General features: G+C 73.6%; 24 protein-coding genes. 15 read left to right on the top strand and 9 right to left on the bottom strand.

Translation table 11 applies throughout. From position 1 onward, the window contains the following. Positions 1–12 precede the first annotated feature (12 nt). Both ACZ4SV_RS22090 and ACZ4SV_RS22095 read left to right on the top strand, forming a co-directional pair. The gene (locus ACZ4SV_RS22090) at positions 13–1,230 is read left to right on the top strand and encodes an alpha/beta hydrolase (RefSeq protein WP_468006089.1); all 1,218 of its coding nucleotides are present in this window, start codon (positions 13–15) and stop codon (positions 1,228–1,230) included. A 66-nt stretch (positions 1,231–1,296) separates the two neighbouring features. Continuing rightward, entirely contained in the window at positions 1,297–2,145 is an 849-nt protein-coding gene (locus ACZ4SV_RS22095; RefSeq protein WP_468006090.1) for a DUF4429 domain-containing protein, read from the top strand. Position 2,146: 1 nt separating this feature from the next. On the opposite strand, the gene ACZ4SV_RS22100 is transcribed toward ACZ4SV_RS22095, so the two are convergent. Together ACZ4SV_RS22100 and ACZ4SV_RS22105 are read right to left on the bottom strand one after the other, a co-directional pair. Further along, positions 2,147–3,163, bottom strand: coding sequence for an aldo/keto reductase (locus ACZ4SV_RS22100; protein WP_468006091.1), 1,017 nt, complete (start codon positions 3,161–3,163; stop codon positions 2,147–2,149). Further along, positions 3,160–3,621, bottom strand: coding sequence for a MerR family transcriptional regulator (locus ACZ4SV_RS22105; protein ID WP_365879458.1), 462 nt, complete (start codon positions 3,619–3,621; stop codon positions 3,160–3,162). Before ACZ4SV_RS22105 ends, ACZ4SV_RS22100 begins: the two co-directional genes overlap by 4 nt. 137 nt (positions 3,622–3,758) lie before the next feature. On the opposite strand from ACZ4SV_RS22105, the gene ACZ4SV_RS22110 reads away from it, so the two are divergent. Continuing rightward, positions 3,759–4,580 carry a serine hydrolase domain-containing protein gene (locus ACZ4SV_RS22110; protein WP_397942362.1) on the top strand — a complete coding sequence of 274 codons (822 nt, stop codon included), beginning with the start codon at positions 3,759–3,761 and terminating at the stop codon, positions 4,578–4,580. A gap of 98 nt (positions 4,581–4,678) precedes the next feature. Here ACZ4SV_RS22110 and ACZ4SV_RS22115 read toward each other — a convergent pair whose 3' ends face one another. Then, entirely contained in the window at positions 4,679–5,332 is a 654-nt protein-coding gene (locus tag ACZ4SV_RS22115) for a pirin family protein (RefSeq protein ID WP_468006282.1), read from the bottom strand. Positions 5,333–5,458: 126 nt separating this feature from the next. Between ACZ4SV_RS22115 and ACZ4SV_RS22120 the strand changes: the two genes are divergently transcribed. The 5 genes from ACZ4SV_RS22120 (at position 5,459) to fabF (ending at position 10,449) form a co-directional block, all read left to right on the top strand. Continuing rightward, complete coding sequence (locus ACZ4SV_RS22120) at positions 5,459–6,664, top strand: PucR family transcriptional regulator (protein ID WP_365874260.1); 1,206 nt, start codon at positions 5,459–5,461, stop codon at positions 6,662–6,664. Between the two features lie 89 nt (positions 6,665–6,753). After that, complete coding sequence (locus ACZ4SV_RS22125; RefSeq protein ID WP_365874262.1) at positions 6,754–7,680, top strand: ACP S-malonyltransferase; 927 nt, start codon at positions 6,754–6,756, stop codon at positions 7,678–7,680. A 10-nt stretch (positions 7,681–7,690) separates the two neighbouring features. After that, a complete protein-coding gene (locus ACZ4SV_RS22130; protein WP_468006092.1) occupies positions 7,691–8,749 on the top strand; it encodes a beta-ketoacyl-ACP synthase 3 in 1,059 nt (352 codons plus the stop codon). Positions 8,750–8,830: 81 nt separating this feature from the next. After that, on the top strand, positions 8,831–9,079 hold the full coding sequence (locus ACZ4SV_RS22135) for an acyl carrier protein (protein WP_365874265.1): 249 nt from the start codon (positions 8,831–8,833) through the stop codon (positions 9,077–9,079). A 107-nt stretch (positions 9,080–9,186) separates the two neighbouring features. Further along, positions 9,187–10,449, top strand: a complete 1,263-nt coding sequence (gene fabF / locus ACZ4SV_RS22140; RefSeq protein ID WP_397942353.1) for a beta-ketoacyl-ACP synthase II — start codon at positions 9,187–9,189, stop codon at positions 10,447–10,449. Between the two features lie 63 nt (positions 10,450–10,512). On the opposite strand, the gene ACZ4SV_RS22145 is transcribed toward fabF, so the two are convergent. After that, positions 10,513–11,007, bottom strand: a complete 495-nt coding sequence (locus tag ACZ4SV_RS22145) for a DUF3145 domain-containing protein (RefSeq protein ID WP_365874269.1) — start codon at positions 11,005–11,007, stop codon at positions 10,513–10,515. A gap of 273 nt (positions 11,008–11,280) precedes the next feature. On the opposite strand from ACZ4SV_RS22145, the gene ACZ4SV_RS22150 reads away from it, so the two are divergent. Continuing rightward, the gene (locus tag ACZ4SV_RS22150; protein ID WP_468006093.1) at positions 11,281–12,165 is read left to right on the top strand and encodes an SGNH/GDSL hydrolase family protein; all 885 of its coding nucleotides are present in this window, start codon (positions 11,281–11,283) and stop codon (positions 12,163–12,165) included. Positions 12,166–12,180: 15 nt separating this feature from the next. Next, complete coding sequence (locus ACZ4SV_RS22155) at positions 12,181–13,179, top strand: aldose epimerase family protein (protein ID WP_468006094.1); 999 nt, start codon at positions 12,181–12,183, stop codon at positions 13,177–13,179. Between the two features lie 70 nt (positions 13,180–13,249). On the opposite strand, the gene ACZ4SV_RS22160 is transcribed toward ACZ4SV_RS22155, so the two are convergent. Next, positions 13,250–15,691, bottom strand: coding sequence for a beta-glucosidase H (locus ACZ4SV_RS22160; RefSeq protein WP_468006095.1), 2,442 nt, complete (start codon positions 15,689–15,691; stop codon positions 13,250–13,252). 102 nt (positions 15,692–15,793) lie between these two features. Here ACZ4SV_RS22160 and ACZ4SV_RS22165 point away from each other — a divergent pair, with 102 nt between their 5' ends. After that, positions 15,794–16,375 carry a TetR/AcrR family transcriptional regulator gene (locus ACZ4SV_RS22165; RefSeq protein WP_468006096.1) on the top strand — a complete coding sequence of 194 codons (582 nt, stop codon included), beginning with the start codon at positions 15,794–15,796 and terminating at the stop codon, positions 16,373–16,375. A gap of 179 nt (positions 16,376–16,554) precedes the next feature. Here the strand turns inward: ACZ4SV_RS22165 and ACZ4SV_RS22170 are convergent, their stop codons facing one another. Continuing rightward, positions 16,555–17,349 (bottom strand): EI24 domain-containing protein, encoded by a 795-nt coding sequence (locus ACZ4SV_RS22170; RefSeq protein ID WP_365874279.1) that lies wholly within the window; start codon positions 17,347–17,349, stop codon positions 16,555–16,557. Between the two features lie 79 nt (positions 17,350–17,428). Next, entirely contained in the window at positions 17,429–17,866 is a 438-nt protein-coding gene (locus tag ACZ4SV_RS22175) for a MarR family winged helix-turn-helix transcriptional regulator (RefSeq protein WP_365874281.1), read from the bottom strand. Between the two features lie 89 nt (positions 17,867–17,955). Here ACZ4SV_RS22175 and ACZ4SV_RS22180 point away from each other — a divergent pair, with 89 nt between their 5' ends. Continuing rightward, positions 17,956–18,990, top strand: coding sequence for an NADP-dependent oxidoreductase (locus ACZ4SV_RS22180; RefSeq protein ID WP_365874283.1), 1,035 nt, complete (start codon positions 17,956–17,958; stop codon positions 18,988–18,990). Between the two features lie 116 nt (positions 18,991–19,106). Then, positions 19,107–19,526 (top strand): organic hydroperoxide resistance protein, encoded by a 420-nt coding sequence (locus tag ACZ4SV_RS22185; protein ID WP_468006097.1) that lies wholly within the window; start codon positions 19,107–19,109, stop codon positions 19,524–19,526. Between the two features lie 127 nt (positions 19,527–19,653). On the opposite strand, the gene ACZ4SV_RS22190 is transcribed toward ACZ4SV_RS22185, so the two are convergent. Continuing rightward, positions 19,654–20,811, bottom strand: coding sequence for a serine hydrolase domain-containing protein (locus tag ACZ4SV_RS22190; protein WP_468006098.1), 1,158 nt, complete (start codon positions 20,809–20,811; stop codon positions 19,654–19,656). Between the two features lie 218 nt (positions 20,812–21,029). Then, positions 21,030–21,911 (bottom strand): SCO2400 family protein, encoded by an 882-nt coding sequence (locus tag ACZ4SV_RS22195; RefSeq protein WP_468006099.1) that lies wholly within the window; start codon positions 21,909–21,911, stop codon positions 21,030–21,032. 199 nt (positions 21,912–22,110) lie between these two features. Between ACZ4SV_RS22195 and ACZ4SV_RS22200 the strand changes: the two genes are divergently transcribed. Next, positions 22,111–23,274 carry a mandelate racemase/muconate lactonizing enzyme family protein gene (locus tag ACZ4SV_RS22200; protein ID WP_397942334.1) on the top strand — a complete coding sequence of 388 codons (1,164 nt, stop codon included), beginning with the start codon at positions 22,111–22,113 and terminating at the stop codon, positions 23,272–23,274. After that, positions 23,271–24,275: a zinc-dependent alcohol dehydrogenase gene (locus ACZ4SV_RS22205; protein WP_365874293.1), complete on the top strand. Its 1,005-nt coding sequence runs from the start codon at positions 23,271–23,273 to the stop codon at positions 24,273–24,275. Before ACZ4SV_RS22200 ends, ACZ4SV_RS22205 begins: the two co-directional genes overlap by 4 nt. Positions 24,276–24,307: the final 32 nt, after the last annotated feature.

Consider the following 24,307-nt stretch of genomic DNA (forward strand, 5'->3'; position numbering starts at 1 on the left):
TGTGTCCTCCCAGTGACTTCCTTCGACACCTCCCCGCAACTGAACATCTGGCGCGCCCTGCTGGCGCTGGCCGTGGTGTTCGTGATGCTCGCCACCACCGGCTGGACCGCCCTGCGCGCCCATCGGGAGACGTCGGCGCTCCAGGCCTCGCTCGCCAAGTGGCAGCACGGCCGCCTGCACGGGCACCCGCTGCCGGACCCCGGGGCCGCCCCGGCGCGCCTGGGCCGCTTCTTCGCCGCGCTCGCCCCGCACGAGCGCGACCGCCTCGCCCACCGTTTCCCGCTGGCGGTGGGCAATATGAACGGCGCCCCGGTCGCGCTGCGCTACCGGGCCAACCACATCGCGCTGGAGCAGGCCCGCAAGGCGGAGCGCGGGCGCATGCACGACAGCCGGCTCAGCGCGGCGGGCCAGCAGGACGCGGGCCGCCGGATGCACCGCTACGAGTCGCTGCTCGGCCGCGGCCGGCAGATCCTGGCCTTCGATCCCGCGGGCCCGGGCCGGATCGCCGAGGTGTTCGGCGCGCTGCCCTCGGCGGAGCGGATCTCGGTCGTCGTCCCCGGCGTCGACACCGACCTGCTCACCTTCCAGCGCACCCACCGCCCGTACAGCGCCCCGGTCGGCATGGCCAAGGCCCTGTACGCCGCCGAGCGCGCGGCACGCCCCGCGACCCGTACGGCCGTGATCGCCTGGGCCGACTACACCTCCCCCGACGGGCTGGGCGTGGACGCGGCCACCGGACTGCGCGCCGCCGAGGGCGCCGTACGGCTGAACGCGCTGCTGCGCGCGCTGCCCGGCCGGGCCCCGGTGTCGATGTTCTGCCACAGCTACGGCTCGGTGCTCTGCGGGGTCGCCGCGCGCGATATGCCCCGCCGGGTCGCCGACATAGCGGTGGCCGCGAGCCCCGGGATGCGCGTCACCAGCGCCGCCCGGCTGGGCACGGCGGCCCGGGTGTGGGCGATGCGGGACGCCAGCGACTGGGTGCGCGACGTGCCGTACCTGGAGCTGGGCGGCCTCGGCCACGGCGCCGACCCGGTGTCCTCCGGGTTCGGGGCGCGGGTGCTGTCGGCGCGGGACGCCGAGGGGCACAGCGGTTACTTCCAGCCCGGCACGGACAGCCTGCGCAACCTCGCCGGGATCGGCGTCGGCGCCTACGACGAGGTGACGTGCGCACGGGAGGACGACGCGTGCCGGTCCGGTCTGTCCGGCGCGACGGCGGCCGGACGCGCGTAGAAACAGCGGGAAGTGCGGTCTGCGCGGGTGGCGACGGAGGAGCACGTGCCGCATACGATGAGCCGCATGGGTGACGTACTGGCGGGTTTTCATGCCGTATGGGAGTTCGAGTCCGACTCCGTGCTCATCCGTTACGAACGGGGGATTCGAACACCGAAGCTGTTCCAGGCGCTCGGCGAGCGCCGGATCCCGCTGGCCGCGGTGGAGGGCGTGACCCTCGCCCCGGGCAGACGCGGCACGGTCGTCCTGCGGCTGCGGCCCCGCCCCGGCGCCGATCCGCTGATGGAGGCGGCCGACGGCCAGCTTAAGGAGGGCTCCGACCCGTACCGGCTGGTGCTGCCGGCCGAGCGGGAGACCCTCGCCGAGTACTACGCCGAGGAGCTGACCGGGCTGCTCACCGAGTCCGGCCCCGCCGACCGGCACCTGGTCGCGGCCCCCGGGGCGCCGCTGCACTTCAAGGCGTACGACGGGAAGGCGTCCTTCGACGGGACGGCCGTGCAGTTCCGCTGGTCCTGGACGGGCGCGTCCTCGGCGAAGTGGAAGGCCGGCGACCAGAGCTTCGCGGTGGCCGAGCTGGGCGGGGTGGAGTGGCGCTCGCCGGAGGTGTTCGAGGGGCACCTGCGGCTGATCCGGCGGTCGGCCGACGCGGCGGCGCCCGTGCCGCCCGACCAGGATCCGGCGGCGGTGGTGTTCGGGCTGGGCTACGGGCCGGTGCACGAGTCGCTGCCGTTCGCCGCGGCGGTGCTGGCGGCCCTGCGCACCCGGGGGCCGGTGCCCGTGGCACCGGCCCCGGCCCGGCGCGATCCCGCCGACATCGCCGAACGGATCCGGCACCTCGGGGACCTGCACCGGGCCGGGCTCGTCACCGACGAGGAGTTCGCCGGCAAGAAGGCCGAGCTCCTGGCGGAGCTGTGAGCTACTCCCGGCCCGCCGAGGCGAAGCGCATGTCCGGGTAGCGGTCGCCGGCCACCCGGGCGGCGATCGGCTCCAGCCGGTCCAGCTCCTCCTGCGTCAGCGTGATGCGCGTCGCCGCCACGTTCTCCTCCACCCGGCCCGGCTTGCGGGTGCCCGGGATCGGGACCACCGTCAGGCCGTCGACCGCCGCCCGCTGCTGCACCCAGGCCAGGGCGATCTGGGCGAGGCCGGCGCCCCGGGCCTCGGCGATGGCGCGGACCGGCTCCAGCAGCGCCGCGTTGGCGGCCGCGTTGCCGCCGGTGAAGCGCGGGTGCCTACGGCGGAAGTCGTCGGCGGTCAGGTCCCGTTCGGCGTCGGTGAACGAGCCGGTGAGGAAGCCGCGGCCGAGCGGCGAGTACGGCACCAGGGCGACGCCCAGGTCCCGCGCGGCCGGTACGACCCGCGCCTCGATGTCCCGGCTGAACAGGGACCACTCGGACTGCACGGCCGCGATCGGGTGCACGGCGTGCGCGGCGCGCAGTTCGTCCGCGGTGACCTCGCTGAGGCCGAGGTGCTTGACCTTGCCCTCGCGGACCAGCTCGGCCATCGTGCCGACGGTCTCCTCGATGGGGACGTTCACATCGCGGCGGTGCATGTAGTAGAGGTCGATCACGTCGACGTCGAGCCGCTTCAGGCTGGCCTCGACGGCCGCGCGGATGTAGGGCGGGTCGTTGCGGATGATCCGCTGCGTCGGGTCGTCCGGCGGGATGGACAGGGCGAACTTGGTGGCGATGACCACCTCGTCCCGGTGCGCCTTGAAGAACGGGGACAGGAACCGTTCGTTCTCCCCCTCGCCGTAGGCGTCGGCCGTGTCGTACAGCGTCACGCCCAGCTCCAGCGCCCGGTCCAGCGCGGCGCGGGCCTGGCCGGCGTCCGTCGGGCCGTAGCCGAAGTTCATGGCCATGCAGCCGAGGCCCTGCACACCGACCTCCGGCCCGTCCGTGCCGAGCCGTGCCGTCGGAATCCTGGCGTCGGTCATCGAGTGGTCCCCTCCGTGGCGTAAAAACTGATCTTGCGGTCGAGTACGGCGAGCGTGTCGCGCAGTTCGGCGATCCGGTCCAGGACGTCCCGGCGGGTCGACTCCAGCAGGGCCCGCCGCTCCCCGTAGGTGTTCTCGCCCTCCCGCACCAGTTCCGCGTAGCGGACCATGTCCGCCACCGGCATCCCGGTCAGCCGGAGCTTGGTCACGAAGTCCAGCCAGTCCAGGTCGCGGTTGCTGTAGCGGCGCTGCCCGGTGTGCGAGCGGTCGACGTGCGGCATCAGGCCGATCCGCTCGTACCAGCGCAGGGTGTGCGCGGTCAGACCGGTGAACGCGACGACCTCGCTGATGGTGTAGCGGTCCTGGCCGTCGGGCCGGGGCGGGCGCCGGGGCGGGGCGGAGCAGAGGTCGGCGGGTGTGGCCTCGGTGGCCGCTGGCGTGGTCTGCATCACCGTCATGCCCCCACGCTAGGACGTTGGAGTGCACTCCAGGCAAGCCGGTCCGGCGAGAACGTCCCCGGGGGCGGCCGGAGTGCGGGCGGCGGACCGGGACCCGTCGGTGCGGCCGTCGCCGCGCGCCGCATAGGCTCGGACGCATGTCGTTGCAGAGCCTGGCGCTGATCGAGAACTGGCCCGTCCCCACCGCCGCGGCGGGTGTCGTACGAGCCGACGGGAGCGTCCTCGGGACGCACGGCCCGGTCGGGCACCGCTTCCCGCTGGCCTCCGTCACCAAGCCCCTGGCCGCCTACGCGGTGCTCGTCGCGTACGAGGAGGGCGCGGTCGAGCTGGACGAGCCGGCCGGTCCGCCCGGTGCGACGGTCCGTCACCTCCTCGCGCACACCTCGGGGCTGGCCTTCGACGAGCACCGGGTGACGGCCGCGCCCGGGGAGCGGCGGCTGTACTCCAACGCCGGGTTCGAGCAGCTCGGCGACCATGTCGCCCGGGCCACGGACATCCCGTTCGCGGAGTATCTGCGCCAGGCCGTGCTGGAGCCGCTGGGCATGACGTCGACGTCGCTCCAGGGCTCGCCGGCCAAGGACGGGGTGTCGACGGTGGCGGACCTGCTGCGGTTCGCGGCGGAGGTGCAGGCGCCGCGGCTGCTGGACCCGCGGACGGTGGCGGCGGCGATGACCGTGCAGTACCCGGGCACGAAGGGCGTGCTGCCGGGGTACGGGCACCAGAACCCGAACGACTGGGGCCTGGGCTTCGAGATCCGCGACGGCAAGTCCCCGCACTGGACGGGCGGTTCGTCCTCGCCGCGCACGTTCGGGCACTTCGGGCAGTCCGGCACGTTCCTGTGGGCCGACCCGGACGCCGGGCTGGCGGCGGTCGCCCTGACGGACCGCGCGTTCGGACCGTGGGCCGTCGAGGCGTGGCCGGCGTTCACGGACGCGGTGCTCGCGGAGGCGCGGGGCTGAAGAAGCGGCCCCGGCCGCGGTTGCGGAGGCGTGCGGCTGAAGGAGCGGCCGGGGCGGTTACGGAGGCGCTCGGCTGAAGCAGCGGCCGGCGCCGGCGGTTACGGCTCCATCTCCCACAGCAGCAGCTCGGCCGGGGTCACGCCCACCGCCGCCAGCCCCTGGGCGGAGGTGATCCGCGCCGCGTCGCCGGGCCCGAGCCGCTCGCCGGCCAGCAGCACCTCGCCGCGCACCACGTGCGCGTACACGTACGCGGCGGCCGGGACCGCCGCGCGCTCCCCGGGGCCCAGCCGCCGCACCCGCAGCACCGCGCCCGCCGCCGGGACGGCGTACGCCGTGCCGTCCGCGAGGCCGGGGACGAGGGTGTAGGCGGGCTCGCCGCCCGGCACACGTGGCGTCAGCCACATCTGGACGAAGGCCAGCGGGACGTCCCCGTCGTTGCGCTCGACGTGCCGGACGCCCGCCCCCGCGCCGAGGTGCTGGAGGCCGCCGGCCCGCACCCGGGTCTCGTGGCCGGCCGAGTCGCGGTGGGTCAGCTCGCCCTCGGTCACCCAGGTGACGATCTCGGTGTGGCTGTGCGGGTGCTCGTCGAAACCGGCGCCGGGGGCGAGCCGTTCCTCGTTGCAGGCGATCAGCGCGCCGAAGCGGAGGTTGTCCGGGTCGTAGTGCGGCCCGAAGGAGAAGGAGTGCCGGGTGTCGATCCCGGCCTCCGGGTCCCCGCCGCGATAGCGCTCACCGGCGCGCCGTACGTCGATCACGGGCACCACGGTAACCGGACCGGCCGTCCGGGGTGGCGGGGCCGCGGGGGACCGGAGGCGGGCGGACCGGGAAGCCGCCCCCCGCCGACGCGGGCCCGCGTCCGGATAAGGCAGTCTTGTCCCGTGCCCGAACCCGAATCCCACAGCGGCGACCCCGCAGTCCACGACGTCCACTCGCACTCCGCGACCCTGAAGCGGCTGGAGAAGTCCTCCGGGAGCCTCGCCGCGCAGGCCATCGCGCGCATGGACGAGACCCTGCCGTGGTACCGGGCCATGCCCCCGGAGAACCGTTCCTGGATCGGACTGGTCGCCCAGGCGGGCATCGCGGCCTTCACCGAGTGGTTCCGGCGCCCGGACGCGCCCCAGGCGATCTCCACGGACGTCTTCGGGACCGCGCCGCGCGAGCTGACCCGGGCCATCACGCTGCGGCAGACCGTGGAGATGGTGCGCACCACGATCGAGGTCATGGAGTCGGCCATCGACGAGGTGGCGGCCCCGGGCGACGAGAGCGTGCTGCGCGAGGCGCTGCTGGTGTACGCCCGGGAGATCGCCTTCGCCACCGCCCAGGTGTACGCCCAGGCCGCCGAGGCACGCGGGGCCTGGGACGCGCGGCTGGAGTCGCTGGTGGTGAACGCCGTGCTGAGCGGGGAGGCCGACGAGGGCGCGGTCAGCCGGGCCGCCGCGCTCGGCTGGAACTCTCCCGAGCACGTGTGCGTCGTGCTCGGCACCGCGCCCGACGGCGACAGCGAGCTGACCGTGGAGGCGATCCGGCGGGCCTCCCGGCACGCCAAGGTCCAGGTGCTGACCGGGGTGCTCGGGGACCGGCTGGTGGTCATCGCGGGCGGCAGCGACAACCCGCTGGCCGTCGCCCGGTCGCTGATCGGGCCGTTCGCCGCCGGTCCGGTCGTCGCGGGTCCCGTCGTACCCGACCTGCTGGCCGCCACCCGGTCCGCGCAGGCCGCCGCCGCCGGGCTGAAGGCGTGTTCCGCCTGGCCGGACGCGCCGCGGCCGGTGCTCGCGGACGATCTGCTGCCGGAGCGGGCCATGGCGGGCGATCCCGGCGCGCGCGAGCAGTTGGTGGAGGAGATCTACAGACCGCTGGAGGAGGCCGGCTCGGCGCTGCTGGAAACCCTGAGTGTGTACCTGGAGCAGGCCAGCAGTCTGGAAGGCGCGGCGAGGATGCTCTTCGTTCACCCGAACACCGTGCGCTACCGGCTGCGACGTGTGACTGACGTCACCGGCTGGTCGCCCTCGGATGTAAGATCCGCGTTCACACTGCGGATCGCGCTCATCCTGGGGCGTCTGGCCGACGGTGACCCCCAGACATAAGGTTTTGTCGGGGGCCCACAAAAGCCCTACGTGTTCTTCGTCCCTGTCCCCACGGGCGGCCCCGGCCGTCCCCAAGAGAGAGTGTGAGAGTGCTCGTACTCGTCGCTCCCGGCCAGGGCGCCCAGACGCCCGGCTTCCTGACTCCCTGGCTCGACCTCCCCGGTGCCGCGGACCGCGTCGCCGCGTGGTCCGACGCCATCGGACTGGACCTCGTCCACTACGGCACCAAGGCCGACGCCGACGCCATCCGGGACACCGCGGTGGCCCAGCCGCTGCTGGTCGCCGCCGGACTGCTGTCGGCCGCGGCACTCGGTGACATCTCCGAGATCGCGCCGGGCGCGGTCGCGGGCCACAGTGTGGGCGAGATCACCGCCGCCGCCTTCGCCGGCGTCCTGGACGACGGGGACGCCCTCGGCCTGGTCCGCAAGCGCGGCCTGGCGATGGCGGACGCCGCGGCGGTCACCGAGACCGGTATGGCGGCGCTGCTCGGCGGCGACCCCGACGTCACCGTGGAGCACCTTCAGAAGCTGGGCCTGACCCCGGCGAACATCAACGGCGCGGGCCAGGTCGTCGCCGCGGGCACGCTGGAGCAGCTGGCCGCGCTGGACGCCGACAAGCCCGAGGGCGTCCGCAAGGTCGTCGCGCTGAAGGTGGCCGGCGCCTTCCACACCTCCCACATGGCGCCCGCGGTGGAGACCCTGGCCAAGGCGGCGGCGGACCTGTCGCCGGCCGACCCGAAGGTGCCGTACGTCTCCAACAAGGACGGCGCGGTCGTCGCGTCCGGCGCCGAGGTGCTGCAGCGGCTGGTCGGCCAGGTCGCCAGCCCGGTCCGCTGGGACCTGTGCATGGAGACGTTCAAGGAGCTGGGCGCCACCGCGCTCATCGAGGTGTGCCCGGGCGGCACCCTGACCGGCCTGGCCAAGCGGGCCCTGCGCGGCGTCGCCACGCTGGCGCTGAAGACCCCCGACGACCTCGACGCGGCCCGCGCTCTGCTCGCAGAGCACGCCGGCGCCTAAGGAGCCGCACATGGCGAAGATCAAGCCCAGCAAGGGCGCCCCGTACGCACGCATCCTCGGTGTCGGCGGCTACCGGCCGATCCGGGTGGTGCCCAACGAGGTGATCCTGGAGAAGATCGACTCCTCCGACGAGTGGATCCGCTCCCGTTCCGGCATCGAGACCCGGCACTGGGCGGGTCCGGACGAGACCGTGGCCGCGATGGCGATCGAGGCCTCCGGCAAGGCGATCGCGGACGCCGGAATCGACGCCGAGCGGATCGGCGCGGTGGTCGTCTCCACCGTCTCGCACTTCAGCCAGACCCCGGCCGTCGCCACCGAGATCGCCGACAAGCTGGGCACCGACAAGGCCGCCGCCTTCGACATCTCGGCCGGCTGCGCGGGCTTCGGCTACGGCCTCACCCTGGCCAAGGGCATGGTGGTGGAAGGTTCCGCCGAGTACGTGCTCGTCATCGGCGTGGAGCGGCTGAGCGACCTCACCGACCTGGAGGACCGGGCCACGGCCTTCCTGTTCGGCGACGGCGCCGGCGCGGTCGTCGTCGGCCCCTCGGCCGAGCCGGCGATCGGTCCGACCGTGTGGGGCTCCGAGGGCGACAAGTCGGAGACGATCAAGCAGACCGTCTCCTGGGACCGTTTCTTCCCGCAGTCCCGGCTCCAGTCGGGGGCCGTCGGCGACCCGGTGGAGCTGCCCGTCGACAGCGCGGGCACGGTCAAGTTCCCTGCGATCACGCAGGAGGGCCAGGCGGTGTTCCGCTGGGCCGTGTTCGAGATGGCGAAGGTCGCCCAGCAGGCGCTGGACGCGGCCGGAATCACCGCGGACGACCTGGACGTCTTCATCCCGCACCAGGCCAATGTGCGGATCATCGACTCGATGGTGAAGACACTGAAGCTGCCGGAGCACGTCACGGTCGCCCGTGACATCCGCACCACCGGCAACACCTCGGCCGCCTCGATCCCGCTCGCGATGGAGCGGCTCCTGGCGACCGGGGAGGCGAAGAGCGGCGACACCGCGCTCGTCATCGGATTCGGGGCGGGTCTCGTCTACGCCGCCACGGTCGTTACCCTCCCCTAGGCACTCCGTGCCGGATCATGCGGTCCGGGACGGATACAAATGCCACAAACCGTCTGGTATATCGAAGAAGGAGCGCCTGACATGGCCGCCACTCAGGAAGAGATCGTCGCCGGTCTCGCCGAGATCGTGAACGAGATCGCCGGGATCCCCACCGAGGACGTCCAGCTGGACAAGTCCTTCACCGACGACCTGGACGTCGACTCGCTGTCCATGGTCGAGGTCGTCGTCGCCGCCGAGGAGCGCTTCGACGTGAAGATCCCGGACGACGACGTCAAGAACCTCAAGACCGTCGGCGACGCGACCTCGTACATCCTCAAGCACCAGGGCTGAGCCGAGCGCTAGGCCCGAGGCTGCAAGGCCCCGCCACCCGGCGGTGGCGCCGTAGATCCCCGTGAACACGGGGTAGTCCTCCTGTATCCGTTGGAGAAAGAATTCCCGTGAGCCCGACCAATCGCACCGTGGTCGTCACCGGTATCGGCGCAACCACACCGCTGGGTGGCGACGCAGCCTCGACCTGGGAGGCCCTCGTCGCCGGACAGTCCGGTGTCAGCCTGCTGGAGCAGGAGTGGGCGGCTCAGCTGCCGGTCCGGATCGCCGCGCAGATCGCCGTGGAGCCGGGCGAGATCATCCCCCGGCCGCAGGCCCGCAAGCTGGACCGGTCCGCGCAGTTCGCGCTGATCGCCGCTCAGGAGGCCTGGAAGGACGCCGGTTTCACCGCCAAGGCCGGTGTGGACGCGTCCGTGAACCCCGACCGGCTCGGTGCGGTCATCGCCTCCGGCATCGGCGGTGTGACGACCCTGCTGGACCAGTACGACGTACTCAAGGAGAAGGGCGTACGCCGCGTCTCCCCGCACACCGTGCCGATGCTGATGCCCAACTCCCCGGCGGCCAACGTCGGGATCGAGCTGGGTGCCCGCGCCGGTGTGCACACCCCGGTCTCGGCCTGCGCCTCGGGCGCGGAGGCCATCGGGTACGCGATCGAGATGATCCGCACCGGGCGTGCGGACGTGGTCGTGGCCGGTGGCACCGAGGCCGCCATCCACCCGCTGCCGATCGCCGCGTTCGGCAACATGATGGCGATGTCCAAGAACAACGACGACCCGCAGGGCGCCTCGCGGCCCTACGACGCGGGCCGGGACGGCTTCGTGCTCGGCGAGGGCGCCGGTGTGATCGTCCTGGAGTCCGAGGAGCACGCGAAGGCCCGCGGCGCCCGGATCTACGTGGAGGCGGTCGGGCAGGGCATCTCCGCCGACGCCCACCACATCACGCAGCCGGAGCCGTCCGGCAACGGCATCGCGCACGCGCTGCAGAACCTGCTGGACAACACGGATCTGAAGCCGGCCGAGATCCTGCACGTCAACGCGCACGCCACGTCCACGCCGCAGGGCGACGTGGCCGAGGTCAAGGCGCTGCGGAAGGTCTTCGGAGACGACGTCGACCACATGGCGATCTCCGCGACGAAGTCGATGACCGGGCACCTGCTCGGCGGCGCCGGCGGGGTGGAGACCGTCGCGTCGATCCTGGCGCTGGTGAACCGCACGGCTCCGCCGACCATCAACATCGACGAGCTGGACCCCGAGGTCAACGCGGACGTCGTGCGCGGCGCGGCGCGGGCGCTGCCCGAGGGCCGGATCGCCGCGCTGAACGACTCGTTCGGCTTCGGCGGGCACAACGTGGTGCTGGCCTTCCGGACCTTCTGAGCGACGTGTGAAGGGCCCTCACCCGCGGGTGAGGGCCCTTCGGCGTGCCGGGAGCGCGCCGGCTCACACCACCTGGTGCAGCCAGCGCACCGGGGCGCCCTCGCCGGCGTACCGGAACGGCTCCAGTTCGTCGTCCCAGGGCTTGCCCAGCAGCTTGGCGATCTCCGCCGCCAGGTCGGTCTCGCCGTGCCGGGCACGGGCCAGGGCCGCGCGGAGGCGGTCCTCCGGGATCAGGATGTCGCCGTGCAGGCCGGTGACGGCGTGGAAGATGCCGAGGTCGGGCGTGCAGCTATAGCGCTCGCCCTCGGCGGTCGGGCACGGCTCGGCGGTGACCTCGAAGCGCAGCAGCTTCCAGCCGCGCAGGGCGGAGGCGAGCTGGGAGGCGATGCCGGCCGCGCCCTGCCAGGAGAACTCCGAGCGCCAGGTGCCGGGGGCCGCGGGCTGCCGGATCCAGTCGAGGCCGACGCGCGTGCCGAGCACCCCGGCGACGGCCCACTCGACGTGCGGGCACAGCGCGCGCGGCGCGGAGTGCACGTACAGAACTCCACGTGTCGTCACCGGAACCTCCGGGCAGAGCGGGACATCTTGCGGACTGACTGGCGGCAGTGGCACGACGGCCGCGCTGATGGCGAGGCTACCTTGCGGCGGGGCAAGGAGTGTGACGTACCGTCGGTCCCGGTGCCAGGAAACCGCCGCCATTCACCCGGGGGGACGCTTGTGCGGGGGTCTGCCGTTCCCGGACGCCCGGGCGGGAACCCTCGCGCGTTGTCTCGGGTGAGGGAGTGCGTCGTGCGCGGGAGTGCCGGCCGTCGAGCGAGGGGAACAGCAGGGATGCGGAAGCGAAGCAGCCGTGTGCGGGCCGCTCTCGGGGCCGTGACGGCCGGGGTGCTGGCCGTGGCCGGATGCCAGGCCGGGGCCGGCGGCGCGCCGCGGCCGGCGGGCACGGCGGCGGGCGCGGCCCGGGCCCCGCTGTGGGACGTCAGCCCCGACTCGATCGCCGCGGTGGGCGACTCCATCACGCGCGGTTTCGACGCCTGCACGGTGCTGTCGGACTGCCCGGAGGCGTCCTGGGCGACGGGCGGCGACGCGGCGGTCGACAGCCTGGCGGTGCGGCTGCTCGGCGCGCCGGGCGCGGCGGAGCGCAGCTGGAACTACGCGGTGACCGGCGCCCGCGTGGCCGACCTGCCGGCGCAGTTGGAGCGGGCGGCGGCCCGGCGCCCGGAGCTGGTGACGGTGATGGTCGGCGGGAACGACGCCTGCCGGTCCTCGGCGGCGGCGATGACGCCGGTGGCCGACTTCCGCGCGGACTTCGGGAAGGCGATGCGCACGCTGCGCGCGAAGCTGCCGAAGACGCAGGTGTACGTGGCGAGCGTGCCGAACCTGAAGCGGCTGTGGGCCGAGGGCCGGACGAACGCGCTGGGCCGGCAGGTGTGGAAGCTGGGCATCTGCCCGTCGATGCTGGCCGACGCGGACGATCTGACCACCGCGGCGACGCTGCGCCGGGACACGGTGCAGCGGCGGGTGGTGGAGTACAACAAGGTGCTGGCACAGGTCTGCGCCGAGGACCGCCGCTGCCGCTTCGACGGCAACGAGGTGTACGACTACCGCTTCGGCACCGGTCAGCTCAGCCAGTGGGACTGGTTCCACCCCAGCAAGGACGGTCAGGCGCGGCTGGCGGAGATCGCGTACCGGAGGGTCACGGCGCGCACCCCGTGACCTAGGGTTTCCCGCATGAACGAACTTTTCGGCACACTTTCCGACGGAACCCCGGTGCACCGCTGGACGCTGGAGCGCGCCGGGGTGCGGGTGCGGGTGCTGTCGTACGGCGGGATCGTGCAGTCGGCCGAGGTCCCGGACCGGGCCGGGCGGACGGCGGACGTGGTGCTGGGGTTCCCGGACCTGGACGGCTATCTGAAGCACCCGGAGCCGTACTTGGGCGCCGTGATCGGCCGGTACGCGAACCGGATCGCGGGCGGCCGGTTCACGCTGGACGGCCGCACGTACGCGCTGGCGCGCAACGAAGGCCGCAACTCGCTGCACGGCGGCGAGCGCGGTTTCGACCGGCGGGTGTGGGACGTGACGCCGGTGGAGCACGGGCTGCGGCTGAGCCGGGTCAGCCCGCACGGCGAGGAGGGGTTCCCGGGGCGGCTGGCGGTGACGGTGACGTACACGCTGTCGGCGTCCGGGGCGCTGGAGATCGCCTACGAGGCGGTCACCGACGCGCCGACGATCGTGAACCTGACCAACCACACGTACTGGAACCTGGGCGGCGCCGGTTCCGGTACGGCGGGCGGGCACGAGCTGCGGCTGGCGGCGTCCCGGTACACACCGGTGGACGCGGACCTGATCCCGGCCGGCCCGCCGGCGGACGTGACCGGCTCCCGCCTCGACTTCCGCACGGCCCGCCGGACCGGCTCCGGGTACGACCACAACTTCGTGCTGGACAAGGGGCGGACCGAGGCGGCCGAGGAGGTGGCCGAGCTGCACGACCCGGTCTCCGGCCGCACCCTGACGGTGGCCACGACCGAGCCGGGCCTCCAGCTCTACACCGGCGACCACCTCCCCGCCCCGTTCGCCCCGTGCGCCGGCCTGGCCCTGGAGACCCAGCACTTCCCGGACTCCCCCAACCGCCCGGACTTCCCCAGCCCGGCACTCCGCCCCGGCGAGACCTACCGCTCCCGCACGGTGTACGGGTTCGGGGTGCGGGACGGAGACATTTCAGCGGGCTGACGCCGGGTGAAGGGTGATTGCCCCGGTCCGGGGGTCAGGTCCCGGACCGGGGCCGTTTGCGGGGGCCCGGTCAGACGTTAATCTCCGCGGTCAGTCCGCGGTCGCCGATCGAGCGGGCGGCCGTGATGTCGTACGAACCCTTCACACATGTCCACGTCTTCGCCGTCTCCTCCCAGATCTCGAAGGCCCGGCGGGGCAGTGCGACGGTGACCTCGGCGCTCTCGCCGGGACCGGCCTCGACGGTCGCGAAGGCGGCCAGGCGGCGGGCCGGGCGGGCGGGGCCGGGGCCGGCCGGGGAGACGTAGAGCTGGACGGTCTCGCGGCCGGGGCGCTCGCCGGTGTTGCGGACGCGGACGCGGGCGGTGGTGCCGTCGGCGGTCAGGGACTCGTAGGCCCAGTCGGTGTAGCCGAGGCCGTGGCCGAACGGGTAGGCCGGGGTGCGGCCGGCCCGCTCCCAGGCGGAGTAGCCGATGAACAGGTCCTCGCTGTACGGCAGTTCGCCGTCGACCGGGACGACCTGGGTGACCGGGGCGTCGGTCAGGGCGCCCCAGGTGGTGGGCAGCCGGCCGCCGGGCTCGTGGGCGCCGGTGAGGACGTCGGCGAGGGCGGCTCCGCCCTCCTGGCCCGGGAACCAGGTGAGCAGGACCGCCGCGACCTCGTCGCGCCAGGGCAGTTCCACCGGGGAACCGGCGTTGACGACCACGACGGTGCGCGGGTTGACGGCGGCGACCGCGTGCACCAGGTCGTCCTGACGGCCGGGCAGCCGCAGGTCACGGCGGTCGAAGCCCTCGGACTCCACGCGGTCGGTGGTGGCGACCACGACGACGGCGGTGTCGGCGTTCCGCGCGGCCTCGACGGCCTCGGCGATCAGCTCGTCCGGGTCGCGCCGCGGCCCGCGGTGGGCGAGCGCGAAGGTGACGACCTTCATGGCCAGGTCCTCGGGGAGCCGGACGACGTGGGTGAGGGAGATCTCCACCGGTTTCCCCGCGGTGAGTCCGGGCTCGGCGCGGGCGACGGGGGCGCCGAAGAACGCCGCGAAGGGGTCGCCCTCGGCGGGGAGCTGGACGTCGTCGTAGTACGTCGTGCCGTCGACGGTGAGGGTGAAGGCGCCGACGCCCTTGATGCCGAAGGTGTGCGGGCCGGACTCGCGCGGGGTGAAGGTGCCTGTCAGCTCCACGCTGTGCAGGGTGTCGTGGGTGACGCCGTCGGGCAGGTCGGAGCCCATCCACTGGACGAGGCCGCCGGGCGCGGAGCGGGTGCCGATGATGTCACCGGCGGCGTCGCGGCAGACGGCCCGCAGGGTGAGGCCCCGGCCGTCGACGGCCAGTTCGGTGGCCGGGTCGGCGCCGACGGCGTAGGTGAGGGCGCCCTCGGGCAGGGCGGCGGTGAGACCGTCGAGCGGGGAGACGGTCCGGGCCGGGAAGACGGTGGCGGAGCCGCCGCCGAGGACGCGGGCGTCACGGGCGGCGGCGCCGATCAGGGCCACGGTGCCGTGCGGCTTCAGCGGCAGGACCCGGTTCTCGTTGCGGACCAGGACGAAGGAGCGGCGGGCGATCTCGCGGGCCAGCTCCCGGCCGTCGACCGGTGCGGGCGGCTCGGTGACGGCCGGTTCGGCGCCGGCCAGGGCGCCGACGCGGGCGGCCAGGCGCAGCACCCGGCGGACGGCCGCGTCGACGGTGGCCTCGGGGACCGCGCCCTCCCGCACGGCCCGGGCGAGCGCGGGGCCGTAGACGGTGCGCGGGCCGGGCATGGCGAGGTCCAGGCCGCCGCGGGCGGCCCCCACGGTGTCCCGGGCGGCCGTCCAGTCGGAGACGTTGCAGCCGTCGAAGCCCCATTCGCCGCGCAGCACTTCGTTCACCAGGTGGTGGTGCTCGGTCATCGTGGTGCCGTTGACGGAGTTGTAGGCGGTCATGACGCCCCACGGGCGGGCCTGCGCCACGATGGTCTCGAACGGGGCCAGGTACAGCTCGCGCAGGGCCCGTTCGGAGATCACGTTGTTCACGGTGAGGCGGTCGGTCTCGGCGTCGTTGGCGACGAAGTGCTTGACCGTGGTGCCGACCCCGCCGGACTGGACACCGGTCACATAGCCGGTGCCGATGGCTCCGGTCAGGTACGGGTCCTCGCTGTAGCACTCGAAGTGGCGGCCGCCGAGCGGGGAGCGGTGCAGGTTGACCGTGGGCGCGAGCAGGACGTGGACGCCCTTGCGGCGGGCCTCCTGGGCCAGCAGCACACCGGCGCGGCGGGCGAGGCCCGGGTCCCAGGTGGCGGCGAGCGCGGTCGGCGAGGGCAGGGCCACGGACGGGTCGTCGGCGGTCCAGTGCACGCCCCGGACGCCGATCGGGCCGTCGGACATGACGAGCGACGCGAGTCCGATCTCGGGCAGCGCGGGCAGGGTCCACATGTCCTGGCCGGCCAGCAGCCGGGTCTTGGCGTCGAGGTCGAGCCGGCGCAGGGCGGCCTCCACGACCGCCTCGCGGGCCTGGTCGGCCGGGGTGAGCCGGTCTGCCGCCATCGGGGTCCTCCTCGTCGAGTCCGTGCCGGAGTACCCATCGTGCCCGAGTTACCTGTGACACGGTAGGTTCCGTTACCTCTACGTTATAAATACCGGGCGGGCATGTCGTACGGTGACGTCATGAACGCGAGGGCCAGGAGCGCGGAGCGGCGCGCGGAGATCGTCGGGGCTGCCCTGGAGGTGATCGCCGAGCGTGGTTACCGGGGGGCGAGCCTGGCGGCGGTCGCCGAGCGCGTCGGTCTCACCCAGCAGGGCCTGCTGCACCACTTCCCCGCCAAGGACGCCCTGCTGGTGGCCGTGCTCCAGGAGCGGGACCGGTGGGACGCGGTGCCGGACACCCGGTGGCGGATGGATCTGCTGGCCTCGCTGGTCGAGTACAACGCGATGCGTCCGGCGATCATCCAGACGTTCTGCGCGCTGCTCGGCGAGAGCGTGACGGAGGGGCATCCGGCGCGGGGGTACTTCACGGAGCGGTACGCGCGGGTGCGGGAGACCATGGCCGGGGCGCTGCGGGCCGGGTACGGGGACCGGCTGCCGAACGGGCTCACCCCCGAGCGGGCCGCCCCGCTGCTGGTGGCGGTGATGGACGGGCTGCAGTACCAGTGGCTCCTGGACCCCGGGTCGGTGGACATGCCGGGGGCGTTCCGGGACTTCCTGCGGCTGCTGGGCGAACCGGTGGACTGAGGACGCCAGGGAACGGCCCGGCCGTCAGGGGGCCGGGGCGGTGCGGCGGGCGTACGGGGCGGCGGTGGCGGACGGTCACCGGGAAGCCGGCGCCGGGAACGCCGGCCACCGGACGGTGCGGGCGGTCACGGCGAGCGTCTCGGTCACGGCGAGCGCTTCCGTCACGGCGAGCGTCGCAGTCAGCGCGCGGCGTTCGCCGCTTCGGCCGTGTCCGTGCCGTCGCCGGCGTTCTCCTCGCCCAGCAGGTCACGGGCGAGGAGCGTGGCGCCCGCGACCGCGCCCGGCATCAGGAACACCGCGACGAACGGGACCAGGAAGGCCAGGCCCAGAGGTGTGCCGAAGCCCCAGACCAGGGTCTTGCGGGAGCGGAGCAGGGCGAGGCGGGCACGCAGGTCGACGCCCCGGCGCTGGAGGGCCACGGCGGCCAGTTCCTCGGTGAGGAAGAAGCCGGTGACGAAGAAGCCGACCACGGGGACGACGGTCTGCCCGGCGAACGGCAGGAACCCGAGGGCGAAGAGCAGGACGCCCCACAGGCCGGCCCGGACCAGGATGCGCAGGCTGTCCCGGGCCGAGATCCACAGCTCGCGCCAGAGCGGCAGGCCGGACTCGGGAGCGGTGCCGTCGGGCGAGACGTCGGCGTCGACCCGCTCCGAGAGGGCCTCGTAGAACGGCTGGCCTATCAGCAGGGTGACGGCCGTGAACGTCAGGACGGCCAGCAGCAGGCCGAGGGCGAACAGGACGGCGGTCAGGAAGCCCCGGAACAGGCCCTGCCAGGGGCTGGACCAGTCGTCCGCGAACGGGGTCGCCCAGCCGACCGCGTCCTCGCCCCACAGGGCGAGCGCGACCAGCGCGGCGGCGTACAGCACCAGCGTGATCAGGCCGGGCAGCAGCCCGAAGCCGTACCGGCGGCCGTGCCGGGCCACCCATCGCTGGCCCTTCAGCAGATAACCGAACCCCACCCCGAGATCGCGCATGCGAGGACTTTACCGGCCCGGCGGCAGCGCGCCGGAGCCCGGCCCGGCCACCGCCGAGGCCCCCGGTCCCCGCGGGCGGTCAGGCTTCCAGCATGCGGCGCAGCAGGTCCCGCAGGGAGCGCCGCTCCTCCTCGGAGAGGCCGGCGAGGGGTTCGCGGGCGAAGTGCAGGCCCTCGCGCAGGTCCCGGGCCACCCGGCGGCCCTCCTCCGTGGCGGCGGCCACCTTCACCCGGCGGTCGGCCGGGTCGGGGCGGCGCTCCACCAGGCCGCGGGACTCCAGCCGGTCCACGATCCCGGTCACGTTCGACGGCTCGCACTTCAGCTTCTGCGCCAGCTTGCGCATGGGCAGCGGCTCCAGGGAGAGCAGGCTGAGCAGCCGGGCCTGCGGGCCGGTCAGCGTGTGCTCGGCCGCCGCCTCTTCGTAGTCCGCGTAGAACCGGGCCACGACCTCACCGATCAGCTCGACGACCTCCATGGTGAGGGCGTCGGGGCGGCGGAGCTTCGATGGAGTGGACATGCCCGCCAGAATACCCGCTTACTTGACATCCTGAAATATTCAGACGCATCGTTGTTTCAGGTAGTGAAGCACCATCGAAAGGCACCGTCATGATCAACCGCGAGTGGCACCTCCTCAGCCGTCCCGTCGGCTGGCCGAAGCCCGAGGACTTCGCACTCGTCGAGACGCCCGTCCCGGCCGTGGGCGAGGGCCAGGTGCTGGTGCGGAACAAGTACCTCTCGGTCGATCCGTATATGCGCGGCCGGATGAGTGCCGCGAAGTCGTACGTCGCCCCGTTCGAGCTGGGCGAGGTCATGCAGGGCGGCGCGGTCGGCGAGGTGGTCGAGTCCCGCGCCGAGGGCATCGCGGCCGGCGACCACGTGCTGCACTTCTTCGGCTGGCGCGAGTACGCGGTCGTGGACGCGCGCCACGCCGTCAAGGTGGGCCCCGCGGCCGTGCCCGCCGTCAAGGTCGAGGCGGGCGCCTTGGACGTGCCGCTGTCGACGTACCTCGGCGTCCTCGGCATGACCGGCCTGACCGCCTACGTCGGCCTGCTGCACACCGCCGCCTTCAAGGAGGGCGACAGCGTGTTCGTCTCCGGCGCGGCCGGGGCCGTGGGCAGCCAGGTGGGCCAGATCGCCAAGCTGAAGGGCGCCTCCCGGGTCATCGGCTCGGCCGGCTCCGACGAGAAGGTCAAGCTGCTGGTGGACGAGTACGGCTTCGACGCCGCGTTCAACTACAAGAACGGCCCGGTCGACGAGCAGTTGCGGCAGGCCGCGCCGGACGGCGTGGACGTGTACTTCGACAACGTCGGCGGCGACCACCTGGAGGCGGCCCTCGGCTCGCTGAACGAGGGCGGCCGGATCGCGGTCTGCGGCATGATCTCCGTCTACAACAACACCCGGCCCGCTCCCGGCCCGCGGAACCTCGCCCGGCTGATCCAGACCCGCGGCCGGATCGAGGGCTTCCTGGTCAGCGACCACTACGACCTCCAGCCCCGGTTCGTCGAGGAGGTCGGCCCGTGGGTCGCCTCGGGCGCGCTGAAGTACCGCGAGACCGTGGTCCGGGGCATCGAGAACACCCTGGAGGCGTTCCTCGGGGTCCTGCGCGGCGACAACATCGGGAAGATGGTCGTCGAGCTGTAGGGCGCCCGCCGGCGGGCTCCGGGCTTCCCGGAGTTTTCGGCATGCGGTAACTTCTTTCCGAAATCCATCGCGATCGTGGGCGCGAGTCGCGGTGGACCGAGGAGGAGGACCACCGCATGCCCATCACGCAGTCCGACGTGCTGTACACCGCCGTCGCCACCGCCGAGAACGGCCGCGACGGGCGGGTCGCCACCGACGACGGCAGGCTGGACGTCGTCGTGAACCCGCCGAAGGAGATGGGCGGCAGCGGCGCCGGCACCAATCCGGAGCAGCTGTTCGCCGCCGGGTACAGCGCCTGCTTCCAGGGCGCGCTCGGTGTGGTCGCCCGGCAGGAGGGCGCCGACATCACCGGCTCGACCGTCACCGCCAAGGTCGGCATCGGCAAGAACGACGACGGTTTCGGGATCATCGTGGAGATCTCCGCGCACATCCCGAACGCCGACGCGGCCACCGCCCGGGAGCTGCTGGAGAAGGCGCACCAGGTGTGCCCGTACTCCAAGGCGACGCGCGGCGACGTCACCGTGACGCTGGTCTGACCCGCGCCACCGGCACAGCGGCAGCCGCATCCCGGACGCGGGGTGCGGCTGCGGCGCCGTGTCCCCCAGAGGGCGGCCCGCCCCGTTTCCGCCGGAGGCGGCCCGCCCCGTCCCGCCGGCGCACGGCTCAGCTTGCCGTGGCCGCCCGGTGCACCGCCGCCGCCAGCCGGCCGTTCTCGGGGGCCGCGCCGCCCGGGAAGGCGAAGCGGCGCCTGGTGTAGCCGTAGGCGAGGCCGGCGCGCGGGTCCGCGAAGGACTGCACGCCGCTCGCGCCGCTGTGGCCGAGCGCGCCCGCCCCCAGGAACGGGTGCCAGGTGTCGGCGGTGGCCTGGAAGCCGAGGCCGTACGACTTGTGGGCGCGGGCCACCAGGTCGTACCCCACGGAGTGGATCTGGGCGAACTCCGCCAGGGTGTCCCCTTTCAGCAGCGGCGTTCTGCCGTCCCTCTCGCTGATCATCGCCGCGTACATGCCCGCCAGGCCGCGGGCCGAGGCGACGCCGCCCGCCGACGCCGGGCCCTTCTCCCGGATCAGCCGCTCGTTCGGCAGGCCCGCCAGGTCCGTGGGCTCCTCCCCGTGCCGGTTGTAGGCGATCGCCGCGAGGGTGTGCGGGCCGGCCGGCACGGCGTCCAGCTCCGCCTGCTGCGCGGGGGTCGGCAGCATCGGCCGGACCGTGCGGAAGCGGGGTTCGTGCGCGGCCGGCAGGCCCAGGTGGAAGTCGAGGCCGTACGGGGCGCGGACGCGTTCCTCGTAGACCTCCTGGAGTGTGCGGCCCGTCGCGCGGCGGACGACCTCGCCGGTCAGCGCGCCGATCACCAGCGCGTGGTAGCCGAAGGCCGCGCCCGGCCGCCAGAACGGCCGCTGGTCGGCCAGGCGTTCGGCGATCATCCGGTCGTCGGCCAGCTCGGCGAGCGTGAACCCGGTGTCGGCGCCGATCAGTCCGGCCCGGTGCGCCAGCAGTTCGCGCAGGGTCAGCGCGCCCTTGCCCTCGGCGGCGAACTCGGGCCAGTAGTAGGTGACTTTGCGGTCCAGTTCCAGTGTGCCGTCCTGGACGAGCAGCGCCGCGACCAGGTGGGCCGCTCCCTTCGTGGCCGAGTACACGCCGTACAGCGAGTCACCCGTCACCTCGGCGCCCGCCCACAGGTCCACGACCCGGCGTCCGTGGACATAGGCGCACAACTGGCCCTCGTAGTCGTCCCGTTCCTCGGCGACGACGGCGGCGAACTCCTCGCGCACCGCCTCGAAGCCCTCGGCGACCGTGCCCTGGACGGTGATTCCCTGCGTCATCCACTCTCCTCGGCTGACCCGCTGCTCGCTGCCCCCTCGGCACGACGTCCCCGCCGTCCCGGGGGCGTTCCGCGGACCGGTACGGCGAGAGGTGCCTGTTCGACTCAACCGTCAAGAGGGCCGCCGGGTGTCACGGTTGCCCCGGATGGCCGATGCGACGGGGCGCACTGAGGTGCACTGGGTGCGCCCGGCGTGCTTCGGATGCGCCGCGGGTGCGCTCAGGTGCACCACCACAGGAAGCGGTCGCAGGACTTGACGGGCGAGGGGTCGGCCGTGGGCTCGACCGTCGTCGGGGCGGCCGTGGGGCTGGTGGCGGGCGCGCTGGGCGGCGGGGCGGCGGGGCTCGTCGCCGTCGTGGCGGAAGACGCCGGAGCGGAGTCCCCCGGGGCGGAGCCCGACGTGGCCGGCGCCCGCGAGGCGCCGGTGTCCCGGGCGGAGGGCGAGCCGGAGTCCCGCGCGGAGGACGAGGCGGAGGCGGACGCGGAGGAGGCGGCGGACGAGGCGTCCGGCGCCGTGGAGCCGGCCGCGCCCGGGGAGGCGGCGGAGGTGACGGCGCCCGGGCCGGCCGTGCGACCGGGCGCGGTGGAGGAGGCGCCGTCCGCCGAGGTGTCGCCGGCCGGGGTCCGGGTGTCGCCGGCGAACGGCGAGAAGGGCGCGTCCGTGCCGAGTTCGGCGAGGCTGAGCCCGCCGGCGGCGAGGACGAAGCCGGCCGCGACCAGCAGGACGCGGCGCCGGCGGCGCCGGTGCACGGCGGCCTTGCGGTCCCGCCGGCTCCCCGCGACGACCGGTCCGCCCGGCTCGCCCGAGTCGTACGACGACGTGGACGACGATATGGACGACAGCCCGTCAGACAGCCCGTCAGACGGCGTGCCAGGCGGCGAGGGCGACGACTGGTCAGGGTGGTCCGCGTGGTCCGCGTACCCTCCGGAGATCCGCCCGCCCTCCTGCCCGTACCCCGCGTCCCCGTGCCCCGCGTCCGGGCCGGCACCGGGCCCGGCCGGTGCCGCCGGGGTGGAGGCGAGGCGGTCGGCCGGGGTGCCGCACCCGGGGCAGGCCAGGGCGCCGTTCAGGTGCCGTCGGCACGGGGGGCAGTAGTCCATGACGCGGGAAGACTAGAGTCCGCGCGGGCCCGGTTCCAGGTGTGCTCGTGAAGGTTTGGTGCGGGACCGAAAGAGTTCTCGAAAGCCGTGCCGAAACCGTTACCTGTTCGACCCATTGACACCCCTGCCGCACCATCCTTACTGTCACGCCAGCATTTCGAACGTGTGACGAAATCTCGAACACCGAGGGGCAACAGCCGTGCGCATCACCGGAATCAGCACACACGTGGTCGGCACGCCGTGGCGCAACCTGACCTACGTCCAGGTGCACACCGACGAGGGGATCACGGGAGTCGGCGAGACCAGGATGCTCGGTCACACCGACGCGCTCATCGGCTACCTGCGGGAAGCAGAGGCCAACCACATTCTGGGGTCGGATCCGTTCGCCGTCGAGGACCTGGCGCGCCGGATGAAGTACGGCGACTACGGCCGCGCCGGCGAGATCGTCATGTCCGGCATCGCCGTCGTGGAGATGGCGTGCTGGGACATCAAGGGCAAGGCGCTGGGCGTACCGGTGTGGCAGTTGCTCGGCGGCAAGGTCACCGACAAGGTCAAGGCGTACGCCAACGGCTGGTACACCACCGAGCGGACCCCGGAGGCGTACCACAAGGCCGCGCAGGGCGTCATGGAGCGCGGCTACAAGGCGTTGAAGATCGACCCCTTCGGCACCGGCCACTTCGAGCTGGACCACCAGGAGACGCTGTACGCCGTCTCGCTCATCGAGGCCGTACGGGACGCCATCGGCCCCGACGCCGAGCTGATGCTGGAGATGCACGGCCGCTTCTCCCCCGCCACCGCCGTCCGGCTGGCCAAGGAGATGGCGCCCTTCAAGCCGGCCTGGCTGGAGGAGCCGGTGCCGCCGGAGAACCTCAAGGCGCTGGAGAAGGTCGCCGCCAAGGTCGACATCCCGGTCGCCACCGGCGAGCGCATCCACGACCGGATCGAGTTCCGCGAGCTGTTCGACAGCCAGGCCGTGGACATCATCCAGCCCGACGTCGGCCACATCGGCGGCATCTGGGAGACCCGGAAGCTGGCCGCGACCGCCGAGACGCACTACATGCTCGTCGCCCCGCACAACGTGGGCGGGTCCGTGCTCACCGCCGCCTCCCTCCAGGTCGGCTTCACCTCCCCGAACTTCAAGATCCTGGAGCACTTCAACGACTTCGCCGACGCGGAGATCAAGAAGGTGGTCAAGGGGGCGCCCCAGGTGGACCCGGAGGACGGCTGCTTCCACCTGTCCGACGCGCCGGGTCTCGGGGTCGAGCTGGACGTGGACGCGGCGGCCGAGTTCCCGCAGCAGCAGGCGCGGTTCGACCTGTGGGCCGAGGGCTGGGAGCAGCGTAAGCCGAAGGGCACCAAGTGAGTTCGCAGATCCTGGTCGAGGCACCGGGGGCGCACCGGGTGGAGACCCACACGCCGCGCGCGCCCGGGCCCGGCGAGGCGCTGGTCGCGGTGCACGCGGTCGGCATCTGCGGCAGCGACCGCGAGGTGTACCAGGGCAACCGGCCCGAAGGCTATGTGACGTACCCGCTCACCCCCGGCCACGAGTGGTCGGGGACGGTCTCGGCGGTGGGTGCCGGGGTGCCCGGCTCGCTCACCGGCCGCAAGGTGGTCGGCGAGGGCTTCCACAACTGCCAGGTCTGCGACCGCTGTCACGCGGGCGAGACCACGCTGTGCACGGCCGGGTACGAGGAGACCGGGTTCACCCGGCCCGGTGCCATGGCGGCCACGCTCACCCTGCCCGCCCGGCTGCTGCACGTCCTGCCGGACACCGCCGACCTCACCGCCGCCGCGCTGCTGGAGCCGGCCGCCTGTATCGCGGCCGCCGCGCTGAAGGCGAACGCCCGGCCGGGCGAGCGGGTCGCGGTGGTCGGCACGGGCACGCTCGGGATGCTCGCCGTGCAGTTCCTGGCGGCCGTCTCGCCGGCCGAGCTGCTGGTGGTGGGCACCCGGGGCGACCGGGAGCCGCTGTCCCGGCGGTTCGGGGCGAGCGACTTCCGGCTGCGGGACCAGGAGCTGCCCGAGGACATCGACGTGGTGATCGAGACCGCCGGGTCCGCGTCCGCCGCGCGCACCGCCGCCGGGCTGCTGCGGCGCGGCGGGCGGCTGGTCCTCACCGGCATCCCGGCGCCGGGCGCGGACGGGCTCGACCCGGCCGCCCTCGTCGTACGGCAACTGGAGGTGCACACCGTCTTCGGGGCGCCGCCGGACGCCTGGTCGTACGCCGTGCGGGTGTTCGGCGCCGGGCTGCTGGACCCGCTGCCGCTGGTCACGCACGAGTTGCCGCTGACCGGGTTCCCGCAGGCCATCGAGCTGGTGGGCGCCGGTGACCCGAAGGTGGGCAAGGTGCTGCTCCGCCCCTGACCGTACGCCGGCCGGGGCGGACCTGACGGCGC

The sequence above is a fragment of the Streptomyces sp. NPDC027672 genome, assembly GCF_055566335.1.